Source organism: Trinickia sp. (genome assembly GCF_051961175.1).
Taxonomy (GTDB): Bacteria; Pseudomonadota; Gammaproteobacteria; order Burkholderiales; family Burkholderiaceae; genus Trinickia.
Genome location: NZ_JBQCDN010000284.1, coordinates 1 through 10,120 on the forward strand (window position 1 = coordinate 1; position 10,120 = coordinate 10,120).

A 10,120-nucleotide genomic window follows, 5' to 3' on the forward strand; every position below is an offset into this window, starting at 1 on the left:
CCCGTCATCGCGCGCAAGCTCAAGACGCTGCTCGATGTCGGCCTGGGCTACATTCGCCTCGGTCAATCGGCCACGACGCTCTCGGGCGGCGAGGCGCAGCGCGTCAAGCTTTCGCTCGAGCTCTCCAAGCGTGACACGGGCCGCACGCTGTATATCCTCGACGAGCCCACCACCGGCCTGCACTTCCACGATATCGCGCTGCTGCTGGAAGTCATCCACCGGTTGCGAGATCATGGCAATACCGTCGTCATCATCGAGCATAATCTCGATGTGATAAAAACGGCGGACTGGGTGATCGATCTCGGTCCCGAAGGCGGCGCGGGCGGTGGGCAAATCATCGCTCAGGGCACGCCAGAGCAGATCGCGAAATCGAAGGCCAGTTTCACGGGACGCTATCTCGCACCGCTGCTCGAGCGGCAGTGATGACGGCAACGGGCGGCGGCTCGCCATGTAGTGGGATGCCAAGCCGCCCGGCATGGGTTGGTAAGTAGGAGACAACGAATATCATGGCTAAGCGCAACGAGGCCCCCGACGATACCCGCATCCGGGAGGTTGGGTCCCGTCCCGTCCGGCTCACGAGCGACATGAGCTTGCCGAAGCTATCTGCCGTCGAAATCGGCAGCTATATGTTGGCCGCACTCGGAATGTGGGCGGTGCTGCACTTCAAGCTGCTCGGCGCGCTGCTCGGCGGCATGCTTGTCTATCAACTCGTTCATACGCTCGCGCCCGCTATCGAGCGCCACATGTCGAGCGGGCGCGCCCGCTGGGTCGCCGTCGTGGTGATCGCGGGCGTCGTGGTGGGCGGCCTGGCGGGGCTCGCGATCGGCATCGTCGAGCACTTCGAGCACACGGTGCCGAACATTCAGCACCTGCTCGATCAAGTGATGCAGATCGTCGATCAGGCACGCGTGCGCGCGCCCGAATGGCTTTCAGCCATGCTGCCCGGCGATGTCTCGCAGATGAAGGAAAAAGCCGGCATGCTCGTGCAAACGCACATGAGCCAGCTGCAACAGGGCGGCAAGAACGTCGCGCGCGGCTTCGGCCACGTACTGTTCGGCATGATCATCGGGGCGCTGATCGCGATCACGAGCGAGCGGCATATCCAACGCCTACCGCTCTCGACAGCCCTGGCCGCGCGCGCCGCGCGGTTTTCCGATGCATTTCGGCGTATCGTGTTTGCGCAGTTGAAGATTTCTACGATCAACGCCGTCTTCACGGCGCTGTATCTGCTCGTCGCACTGCCGATCTTTCACGAGCGGCTGCCGCTATCGAAGACGCTCGTCCTCGTCACGTTCATCGCCGGCCTGTTGCCCGTCATCGGCAATCTGATCTCCAACACGCTGATTCTCGCCGTGTCGCTGGCAGTGAGCCTGCCCACGGCGATTTCCTCGCTCGTATTCCTCGTGCTGATCCACAAGTTCGAATACTTTTTGAATGCGCGGATCGTCGGCGGGCAAATCGAAGCCCGCGCGTGGGAGCTGCTCCTGGCCATGCTCGTGATGGAGGCGGCAGCCGGCGTGCCGGGCCTCATCGCCGCACCGATCTTCTACGCCTATATCAAACGCGAACTCATCTATCTGCGTTTGATTTAGCGCGCCATCTTCAACGGAAGACGACCGTCTTCGTTCCGTTCAACACGATCCGATGCTCGACGTGCCACTTCACGGCACGCGCGAGCGTCACGCATTCCACATCTCGGCCGATCGCTGTCAGTTGATCGGGCGTCATGCTGTGATCGACGCGTTCCACTTCCTGCTCGATGATCGGGCCTTCATCGAGATCGGTCGTGACGTAATGCGCCGTCGCCCCGATCAGCTTCACGCCGCGATCGAATGCCTGGTAGTACGGCTTCGCGCCTTTGAAGCTCGGCAGGAACGAGTGGTGGATATTGATCGCCCGGCCCGCCAGATGTTCGCACAGGTTCGGCGACAACACCTGCATGTAGCGGGCGAGCACGACGAGATCGGCTCCGTGCTGATCGATCACCTCGAGCACGCGCGCCTCTTGCGCGGCCTTCGCGGCACCCGTCGATTCCGACAGCGGAAAATGATGGAACGGGATGTCGTAGCTCGCGGCCAGTTGATAGAAGTCTTTGTGGTTCGAAATGATGGCAGGGATTTCGATCGGCAGTTGTCCTGTGCGATAGCGGAACAGCAAGTCGTTCAAGCAATGGCCGATCTTCGACACCATGATCACGACCTTCGGCTTCAGCGCTGCGTCGTGAATCTCGCTGCGCATCGAAAACTCCGCAGCAAGCGGCGCGAACGATTCGCGCAACGCTTCGAGCCCCGGATCGCCGCCCACTTGCTGGAAGTGCACGCGCATGAAGAACTCGCCCGTATGGCTATCGCCGAATTGCGCCGAATCGAGAATGTTCGCACCGCGCTCGAAAAGGAATCCCGATACCGCGTGCACGATGCCGGGCCGATCGGGGCACGACAGTTTCAAAATGAAGCTGTGTTGGATCGACATATGACCAATGAACTCCTGTAATGGACTCGCGCCGCCGCGCTCAGCGCGTGGCGAGCGGCGCGGAGAAAAGCGATTCGATGCCGACGCATGCGTCGTCGTCGATCCAGCGATGGCGCAGCATGCAATCGAGCGTGGCCAGGCTGGCATCCACCGTCATGCTGCCGTCTTCGATCCACCGCGCGACTTCGTCGATGCGCGCGAGCCGGTGCTCGCCCACCTCGCCGTCCTGATTGCGCGGCGCGAAATCGCCGGGCAGCGGCAAGTCATAGACGAACACTTGCTCGGCCTGCGTGCCCTCGGGCAGCGATTGCAGCACGTGAACCGTGCGCCCGGCCTCGGCCCGCATGGCAAGCGCGGCCTCGATACCCGCCTCTTCCCAACATTCCTTGACGATCGTTTCCTCGATCGAAAAGCCCCATCCGATACCGCCGGCGACAACATTGTCGAGCATGCCCGGATCGGTCGCCTTGGTTTCGCTGCGACGCGCGACCCAGAGCTGCGGCGCGCGATCGGCATATTTTACGATGCCGTTCAGATGCACCGCATACGTCATCGTGCCGAAGAAGCGGGCGGCTGCGCGCTCGATGAATGCAAGCGGCGCACCTTCGAACGTATTGCGGATCGCGTACGTTTCGTCGCGCCAGCCGCGGATACGCCCCTGCCCGGCCAATGCGCCGATGACGGTGGCAAGCGCGGTGGAACGCGTGTTGGCGTCGATATCGAAGCGTGCCGTTAGCGCGACGCCCGCCGCGTCGATCTCGAAGACATCGGGCCACTGCGCGAGCAACGGCACGTCGCTTTCGCGGATCCAGCCGACTTGCTCGGCGGCCATCGACAACGGCAGATGGGCGCGTGGCTCGAAGCGGCGCGCACTGGCGATGCAGGACAAACTCATAGCACTCCTTGCGCGGGCAATTTAAAACGGGTTTGCAACAACGGGTTGGGCCGACCGGTTTTGTCGATCATCGCCCGCCTCGCATTGCCCATCAATGGCCGGAGAACTCCGTGACCGTGTAAAGCGGCAGGCCGCTTTCGCGCAGCAGCTTCGACCCGCCGAGATCGGGCAGATCGACGATCGCAGCGCCCTCGACCACCACGGCGCCCAGCCGCTCCAGCAGGTTCTTGCCGGCCATCATCGTGCCGCCCGTCGCGATCAGGTCGTCGACGATGACGACGCGCTCACCCGCGTGGCAGGCGTCTTCATGGATTTCGACCGTGGCCGTGCCGTATTCGAGCGCGTACGATTCGGACACGGTCTTGTAGGGCAGTTTGCCGATCTTGCGGATCGGAATGAAGCCGATATTGAGTTCATATGCGACGATCGGCGCGATGATAAACCCGCGCGCGTCGAGCCCCGCGACATAGTCGAGCTTCGCTTCGACATAGCGCTCGATAAAAAGATCGATGAGCACGCGCAGCGTCTTGGGCCGCTGCAGCAGCGGCGTAATGTCGCGAAACTGCACGCCGGGCAGTGGCCAATCGGGGACAGTGCGAATTTGGCTCTTGATGAACGCGGGGGCGTCAAGGGGCGCATCCGCGGGCGCATGGGACATGAAATTCTCCGCTGGCAGTGATTCGCTCGCGCAACGAGCGAGCAGGTCGTGTTACAGGAACGTTCGATGATTCGGTGGCCCGCGCGGCGTCTCAGCTGGCCTGAAAGCTGGCTCGGCGGCTGCGCAATAACCGCTCCTCGGCCAGCGCGAGCGCCTCTGGCAGCCCGCGCAGCACGAGGATGTCGGCTTCCCGCAGTTTCGTCTCGGGGCCGGGCTCGACGCCGCGGATGCCGTGGCGTCGGATTGCCGTGACCTCGACACCCATCGAAGCGAGCCCGAGTTCGTCGAGTGTCCGTCCGACGGCGTCGGCATTGCCATCGACCGCCACCGATTGTAGCCGTACCTGATCATGGCCGTCCTCGTCGCCCGGATCGTCGGCGCCGTGGAAGTAGCCGCGCAGCAGGCTGTAGCGCGCGTCGCGCATTTCCTCCACGCGCCGCACCACGCGCCGCATCGGCACGCCCATCAGCACGAGCGTATGCGATGCGAGCATGAGGCTGCCCTCGACGATCTCGGGAATGACTTCCGTCGCACCGGCCGCGAGCAGCTTTTCCAGATCGGCATCGTCGACCGTACGCACGATGACGGGCAGCGCCGGTTCGAGTTCGTGCACGTGATGCAGGACGCGCAACGCCGAGGGCGTGTTCGCGTAGGTGACGGCCACCGCCGCGGCCCGATGGATCCCGGCGGATACGAGCGATTCGCGCCGCGCCGCATCGCCGAATACGACGGATTCGCCGGCCGCCGCCGCCGCGTTGACGCGATCGGGATCCAGATCGAGTGCGACGTAGGAGAGCCCTTCGTGCTCGAGCATGCGCGCCAGGTTTTGCCCGGAACGGCCATAGCCGCACACGATAACGTGGGCGTTTTGCCGCAGGCTTTGCGTGGCGATGCGTGTCATCTGCAGCGACTGGTGCATCCATTCCGTCGAAGAAAGCCGCAGCACGATGCGGTCGGCGTTTTGAATCATGAACGGCGCGGCGAGCATCGACAGCAGCATCGCGGCCAGGATGGCCTGCAGCATCTCGGCGTCGACGAGATGCTTGTCGAGGATCAGATTGATCAGCACGAACCCGAACTCGCCGGCTTGCGCCAGCCCGATGCCGGTACGCATCGCGACGCCCGGCGTCGCGCCGAACAATCGCGCGAGGCCCGTCACCATGACGATCTTGAGCACGACAGGCGCGATCAGAAACGCGAGTACGAGCAGCGGATGCGCGATGAGCACGCGCGGATCGAGCAGCATGCCCGTCGTCACGAAGAACAGGCCGAGCAGCACGTCGCGAAACGGCTTGATGTCCTCTTCCACTTGATGCCGGTACGGCGTCTCGGCGATCAACATCCCGGCGATGAACGCACCGAGCGCGAGCGAGAGCCCGAACTTATCGGTGATGAACGCGGCGCCAAGCGTGACAAGCAGCAGATTCAGGACGAACAGTTCCTGCGAGCGCCGCCGGGCGACGACATTGAACCAGCGCGTCATGAACCGCTGGCCGACGAACAGCAGCAAAGAGAGCGCCACGACGATCTTGAACGCCGCGACGCCGAGCGTCATCGGCAGATCGTGCGTATCGCCGCCGAGCGCCGCGATCACGATGAGCAGCGGCACGACGGCCAAATCCTGAAACAGCAGCACGCCGAAAATGTTGCGTCCGTGCTCGGTTTCTATCTCCAGCCGCTCCGCGAGCATCTTGCTGACGATAGCCGTGGAGGACATGGCCAGCGCGCCGCCGAGCGCGATGCTGCCTTGCCAGGTCACGTGCATCCAGCGTTCGAGCAGCTGCCCGACGAGCACCGACACCCCCACGGTGCCGATCACTTGCAGCAGCCCGAGCCCGAACACGAGCGTGCGCATCGCCCGCAGCTTGGCGAGAGAGAACTCGAGCCCGATCGAGAACATGAGGAAGACGACGCCGAACTCCGCGAGATTCTGCGCGCGCTCGGAATCGGGCGCGAGGCCGAGCGCATGCGGCCCGACGATGATCCCGACGGTCAGGTAGCCGAGCATCGGCGGCAGATTCAACGAGCGGAACAGCACGACGCCCACCACTGACGCCAGCAGCAGGAAGAGCGTCATCTCGAGCGGAGAAATCACGTATTGAGCGTCCTCGTTCGTCAGCGGAACGCACGCCACGCGCGAGAAGCGCGCCGCGCATTCGAGTGTTGGAGCCGGAAAGCGGCTGGGAGGACACCACGCGCGAGGCGTGGCCCGGCGCGGCGAACAACGCCTTTGCTATACTCCGGCGAATGATAGCGAACATCAATGGCGACCGGGCATTGGCGCTCGCCCGGGAAGTCCTGGACATCGAAGCAGACGCCGTGCGCGGACTTCGAGATCAAGTCGACGAGCGCTTTGTCGCAGCCGTCGACTTTCTTCTGAATTGCCGCGGCCGCGTCGTCGTATCCGGCATCGGCAAATCCGGCCACATCGCCCGCAAGCTCGCCGCGACGCTCGCGAGCACGGGCACACCCGCGTTCTTCGTGCACCCCGCGGAAGCGAGCCACGGCGATCTCGGCATGGTCACGCAGGACGACGTCTTCATCGCGCTCTCGAATTCCGGCGAATCGGAAGAGCTCGTCGCGATCCTGCCGCTCGTCAAGCGGCTCGGCGCGAAGCTGATCGCCATGACCGGCCGCCCCGAATCGACGCTCGCGAAACTCTCCGACGTCCATTTGAACGCTGGCGTGAAGAAGGAAGCGTGTCCGCTCGATCTCGCCCCCACGGCCAGCACGACGGCCGTGCTGGCGCTCGGCGATGCGCTGGCCATGGCGGTGCTCGATGCGCGCGGCTTCGGCGCCGACGATTTCGCCCGCTCGCATCCGGGCGGCGCGCTTGGGCGGCGCTTGCTCACTTATGTGCGCGACGTCATGCGCACCGGCGATCAACTGCCGAAGGTAGGCGCCAGCGCAAGCGTGCGCGACGCCCTGTTCCAATTGACGGCGAAACGCATGGGCATGACCGCGATCGTCGACGAGCTCGGCCATGTCGAAGGCATCTTCACCGATGGCGATCTGCGCCGCGTGCTCGAGCGCACGGGCGATTGCCGCGATTTGCCGATCGGAGCGGTCATGACGCGCGCCCCGCGCTCGATCGGCCCCGATCATCTGGCCGTCGAAGCCGTCGAATTGATGGAGCGTCACCGCATCAATCAAATGCTCGTCGTCGATCCCGACGGCAAGCTGATCGGCGCACTCAACATGCACGATCTGTTCTCGAAGAAGGTGATCTGATGGCCGCGCCTCTCACGGCAAGCGAACGCGCGAGCCGCGTCAAGCTGATGATTTTCGATGTCGACGGCGTGCTGACCGACGGCAGCCTGATGTTCACGGCTGCCGGCGACACCATGAAGTCGTTCAATTCGATGGACGGTCACGGCCTGAAGCTGCTCGGCGAAGCGGGCATTCGAACGGCGATCATCACGGGCCGCCGCTCCGACATCGTGCTCGCACGTGCGCAGGAACTGCGCGTTTCGCATATCTATCAAGGCGCCGCCGATAAGATCGAAGCGTTCGCCGATCTGATGCGCGAAGCGGATGTGACCGCCGAGCAATGCGGCTACATGGGCGACGACTGGCCCGATCTGGGCGTGTTGACGCGCTGCGGGTTCGCGGCCGCGCCGGCCAATGCGCATCCCGAAGTCATCGCCCGCGCCCATTGGGTCTCGGAAGCGCGCGGGGGGCAAGGCGCGGCGCGCGAAGTGTGCGATGCGATCCTGCGCGCTCAGCACCGCTATGACGCGCTGCTCGCGGCCGCCTGCGGAGCGCCACGCGCATGAACGGTTCGCGCCTCGCGTCGCTGTTGTCGCTGATCGCCCTGGCGGCGCTGGCAGGCGGCACCTATTGGCTGTTGCAGGCCACGCGGCCGCCGGCCGCGCGCGACGAAGCCAGCGCGAAGACGCACACGCCCGATTACTTCGCCGATAACTTTTCCGTGTCGGAGCTCGACCAGTCGGGCGCGACGCAATATCGGCTGACGGCCACCAAGATGGTGCATTATGAGGACGACGAGAACAGCGATCTCACGCGTCCGGCGATCCGCGCGTTCCAGCCGGGCAGGCCGATCGTGACGGCCACTGGCGATCGCGGCACGGTCAACGGCGATGCCTCGATCGTCGATTTATACGACAACGCGCGCATCCTGCGCGCAGCCGGGGCCGGCGACCCGGAAATGCAAGCCGATTCGTCTCACTTCCGCGTGTTCGTCAACGACGATGTGATCGAGTCGAAAAACCCGGTTAAACTGCGGCGCGGCCCGTCCATCGCGACGGCAAATGCCATGAACTACAACAATGTCACCCGCGTGATGCAGCTTTTCGGCAAAGTCCGGGGCAACATCGCGGCTTCGGACATGCATGGCGGCGGTACACCCGGCGCCGGCTCGAAGTGATCGGGTTCCATCCTTTCATAGCGTGACTGCATGAACGAATCGTTCTCTCTTAGCGGACGCCGGCCGGCGCGAATCGGCCTGGCGGCGGCGCTCGTCCTGTTCACGTGCCTCGCGTTCGGGCCCGCGGCCCACGCCGAACAGGCCGATAAGGACAAGCCGATGAACATCGACGCCGACAACATGACCTACGACGATTTGAAACAGGTCACGGTGTTCACAGGCCATGTCGTCGCCACAAAGGGCACGATCCTGATCAAAGCCGACCGTGTGGACGTGCGCCAGGACCCGGAAGGCTATCAATATGCAACCGGCACGATGGCGCCGGGCAGCAAGGATCTGGCCTATTTCCATCAGAAGCGCGAGGGTGTCGACGAATACGTCGAGGGCACGGCCGAGCGAATCGATTACGATGGCAAGAAGGATTTGACCACGCTCACCACGAACGCCACGGTCCGCCGCTTGCAAGGGCTCACGACGGTGATGGATCAGGTGCACGGCAGCGTCGTCACGTACGACGGCCAAAACGACTTCTACACGGCGCGTGCAGGCAAGGATGTGGCCGGGCCCGGCAACCCGACCGGCCGCGTGCGCGCGATGCTTTCGCCGCGCAACGGCGCCCCCGCGCCTCTGAACGGGGCGCCCGCCAAGCTGGCCCCGGCGCCGTCGATTCAAGGAAACGGAACGCAGTGAATATGCTATCGATCACGGACGCGACGGCTGCCGCAGCGCCCACCAGCGAGCCCGTGCGGGCAAGCAGTTCGCTCGCCGTGCGCAATCTGAAGAAGCGCTATGGGTCGCGCACCGTCGTCAAGGACGTCTCGCTCGATGTCAAAAGCGGCGAGGTGGTGGGCCTGCTCGGGCCGAACGGCGCGGGCAAGACCACGTCGTTTTACATGATCGTGGGGCTCGTGCCGCTCGACGCGGGCGAAATCGTGCTCGACGGCAAGTCCATCAGCCTGCTGCCGATTCACAAGCGCGCGGCGCTAGGCTTGTCGTACCTGCCGCAGGAAGCTTCGGTGTTCCGCAAGCTGAGCGTGGAAGAAAATATCCGCGCCGTGCTCGAATTGCAGCACGACGACGAAGGTAAGCGGCTCACGAAATCGGTGATCGAAGCACGTACGAACGCACTGCTCGATGAACTGCAAGTGGCGCATCTGCGGGAAAACCCGGCCCTATCGCTGTCGGGCGGCGAGCGCCGCCGCGTCGAAATCGCCCGTGCCCTCGCCACCAACCCGAGCTTCATTCTGCTCGACGAACCGTTCGCGGGCGTCGATCCGATCGCCGTGCTCGAAATTCAGAAGATCGTCAAATTTCTCAAGCAGCGCAATATCGGCGTCTTGATCACCGATCACAACGTGCGCGAAACGCTCGGGATCTGCGATCACGCCTATATCATTAGCGACGGCTCCGTCCTGGCGGCGGGCGCCCCGCATGAAATCGTCGAAAACGAGAGCGTGCGGCGCGTCTATCTCGGCGAGCACTTCCGCATGTAAGGTCCGGAGCCCCGGGACAGCGCAATTTTTACGCAATCAGCGTAAGCGGCCGCGGTGCGCCGCAGCACCGCCGCGCATCATCGGTCGCCGCGAGGTTCCCGGCGCGTGGCAAAGTCTCTACAATGAAAGACACATTGCCATGAAAGCCAGCCTCCAACTCCGCCTATCGCAGCATCTTGCGTTGACCCCGCAACTGCAGCAGTCGATCCGATTGC

The 10,120-nt window shown here is 63.9% G+C and carries 10 protein-coding genes and 1 pseudogene; 7 read left to right on the top strand and 4 right to left on the bottom strand.

The annotated features are described in order from the left end of the window. Together ACTHL0_RS17065 and ACTHL0_RS17070 are read left to right on the top strand one after the other, a co-directional pair. Positions 1-423, top strand: a pseudogene (locus ACTHL0_RS17065) (excinuclease ABC subunit UvrA); the annotation flags it as partial. An 83-nt stretch (positions 424-506) separates the two neighbouring features. Beyond that, complete coding sequence (locus tag ACTHL0_RS17070; protein ID WP_440567999.1) at positions 507-1,592, top strand: AI-2E family transporter; 1,086 nt, start codon at positions 507-509, stop codon at positions 1,590-1,592. 10 nt (positions 1,593-1,602) lie between these two features. On the opposite strand, the gene purU is transcribed toward ACTHL0_RS17070, so the two are convergent. The 4 genes from purU to ACTHL0_RS17090 form a co-directional block, all read right to left on the bottom strand. Then, on the bottom strand, positions 1,603-2,472 hold the full coding sequence (gene purU, locus ACTHL0_RS17075; protein ID WP_440568000.1) for a formyltetrahydrofolate deformylase: 870 nt from the start codon (positions 2,470-2,472) through the stop codon (positions 1,603-1,605). 40 nt (positions 2,473-2,512) lie between these two features. Beyond that, positions 2,513-3,367, bottom strand: coding sequence for a DUF4743 domain-containing protein (locus ACTHL0_RS17080; RefSeq protein ID WP_440568001.1), 855 nt, complete (start codon positions 3,365-3,367; stop codon positions 2,513-2,515). Between the two features lie 91 nt (positions 3,368-3,458). Next, positions 3,459-4,025, bottom strand: coding sequence for an adenine phosphoribosyltransferase (locus tag ACTHL0_RS17085; RefSeq protein ID WP_440568002.1), 567 nt, complete (start codon positions 4,023-4,025; stop codon positions 3,459-3,461). A 91-nt stretch (positions 4,026-4,116) separates the two neighbouring features. Continuing rightward, the gene (locus ACTHL0_RS17090; RefSeq protein WP_440568003.1) at positions 4,117-6,120 is read right to left on the bottom strand and encodes a cation:proton antiporter domain-containing protein; all 2,004 of its coding nucleotides are present in this window, start codon (positions 6,118-6,120) and stop codon (positions 4,117-4,119) included. Positions 6,121-6,272: 152 nt separating this feature from the next. On the opposite strand from ACTHL0_RS17090, the gene kdsD reads away from it, so the two are divergent. Genes kdsD through lptB form a run of 5 tightly spaced genes read left to right on the top strand, consistent with a single transcriptional unit; the run spans position 6,273 to position 9,905 of the window. Then, complete coding sequence (gene kdsD / locus ACTHL0_RS17095; protein ID WP_440568004.1) at positions 6,273-7,256, top strand: arabinose 5-phosphate isomerase KdsD; 984 nt, start codon at positions 6,273-6,275, stop codon at positions 7,254-7,256. After that, positions 7,256-7,801: a KdsC family phosphatase gene (locus tag ACTHL0_RS17100; RefSeq protein WP_440568005.1), complete on the top strand. Its 546-nt coding sequence runs from the start codon at positions 7,256-7,258 to the stop codon at positions 7,799-7,801. Before kdsD ends, ACTHL0_RS17100 begins: the two co-directional genes overlap by 1 nt. Further along, positions 7,798-8,412 (top strand): LPS export ABC transporter periplasmic protein LptC, encoded by a 615-nt coding sequence (gene lptC / locus ACTHL0_RS17105; RefSeq protein ID WP_440568006.1) that lies wholly within the window; start codon positions 7,798-7,800, stop codon positions 8,410-8,412. The genes ACTHL0_RS17100 and lptC overlap by 4 nt, the downstream gene beginning before the upstream one ends. Positions 8,413-8,442: 30 nt before the next feature. Beyond that, the gene (gene lptA, locus ACTHL0_RS17110; protein WP_440568007.1) at positions 8,443-9,102 is read left to right on the top strand and encodes a lipopolysaccharide transport periplasmic protein LptA; all 660 of its coding nucleotides are present in this window, start codon (positions 8,443-8,445) and stop codon (positions 9,100-9,102) included. 2 nt (positions 9,103-9,104) lie between these two features. After that, positions 9,105-9,905, top strand: a complete 801-nt coding sequence (lptB, locus tag ACTHL0_RS17115; protein ID WP_440568008.1) for an LPS export ABC transporter ATP-binding protein — start codon at positions 9,105-9,107, stop codon at positions 9,903-9,905. The last annotated feature ends 215 nt before the right edge of the window (positions 9,906-10,120 follow it).

Excerpts from the sequence above, each read along its gene's own strand:
- ACTHL0_RS17070 (WP_440567999.1), top strand. The coding sequence starts at position 507 with ATGGCTAAGCGCAACGAGGCCCCCGACGATACCCGCATCCGGGAGGTT.
- purU (WP_440568000.1), bottom strand. The coding sequence starts at position 2,472 with ATGTCGATCCAACACAGCTTCATTTTGAAACTGTCGTGCCCCGATCGG.
- ACTHL0_RS17080 (WP_440568001.1), bottom strand. The coding sequence starts at position 3,367 with ATGAGTTTGTCCTGCATCGCCAGTGCGCGCCGCTTCGAGCCACGCGCC.
- ACTHL0_RS17085 (WP_440568002.1), bottom strand. The coding sequence starts at position 4,025 with ATGTCCCATGCGCCCGCGGATGCGCCCCTTGACGCCCCCGCGTTCATC.
- kdsD (WP_440568004.1), top strand. The coding sequence starts at position 6,273 with ATGATAGCGAACATCAATGGCGACCGGGCATTGGCGCTCGCCCGGGAA.
- ACTHL0_RS17100 (WP_440568005.1), top strand. The coding sequence starts at position 7,256 with ATGGCCGCGCCTCTCACGGCAAGCGAACGCGCGAGCCGCGTCAAGCTG.
- lptC (WP_440568006.1), top strand. The coding sequence starts at position 7,798 with ATGAACGGTTCGCGCCTCGCGTCGCTGTTGTCGCTGATCGCCCTGGCG.
- lptA (WP_440568007.1), top strand. The coding sequence starts at position 8,443 with ATGAACGAATCGTTCTCTCTTAGCGGACGCCGGCCGGCGCGAATCGGC.
- lptB (WP_440568008.1), top strand. The coding sequence starts at position 9,105 with ATGCTATCGATCACGGACGCGACGGCTGCCGCAGCGCCCACCAGCGAG.